Origin of the sequence: Citrobacter sp. Cm046 (genome assembly GCF_030333065.1) — a bacterium.
Taxonomy (GTDB): domain Bacteria; phylum Pseudomonadota; class Gammaproteobacteria; order Enterobacterales; family Enterobacteriaceae; genus Citrobacter; species Citrobacter murliniae.
On the sequence record NZ_JAOWGP010000018.1, the window covers coordinates 1 to 370 of the forward strand.

Sequence of the window (370 nt, forward strand, 5' to 3'; positions counted from 1 at the left end):
ATTGGTGGGGCGTGCAGGATTCGAACCTGCGACCAATTGATTAAAAGTCAACTGCTCTACCAACTGAGCTAACGCCCCGAGTGGTGGGTGATGACGGGATCGAACCGCCGACCCCCTCCTTGTAAGGGAGGTGCTCTCCCAGCTGAGCTAATCACCCGATACTACGCTGGATACTGCTTACTGCTAAGTTAGTGGTGGGGCGTGCAGGATGACTCGGCTTCGCCTCGCCCTTCGGGCCGTTGCTTACGCAACGTTATCCTTCACGTTTTACTACCACTACCTACTTAAATTATTGGTGGGGCGTGCAGGATTCGAACCTGCGACCAATTGATTAAAAGTCAACTGCTCTACCAACTGAGCTAACGCCCCA

At 53.2% G+C, this 370-nt stretch carries 3 tRNA genes; all 3 read right to left on the reverse strand.

Annotation, left to right across the window (positions count from 1 at the left end):
• Positions 1-2 precede the first annotated feature (2 nt).
• The 3 genes from OGX98_RS00810 to OGX98_RS00820 all read right to left on the reverse strand — a co-directional run bounded on the left by OGX98_RS00810 (position 3) and on the right by OGX98_RS00820 (position 369).
• Positions 3-78 (reverse strand) — tRNA-Lys (locus OGX98_RS00810).
• Between the two features lie 3 nt (positions 79-81).
• Positions 82-157: transfer RNA gene (locus tag OGX98_RS00815), tRNA-Val, on the reverse strand.
• A gap of 136 nt (positions 158-293) precedes the next feature.
• Positions 294-369: transfer RNA gene (locus OGX98_RS00820), tRNA-Lys, on the reverse strand.
• Between the last annotated feature and the right edge of the window lies 1 nt (position 370).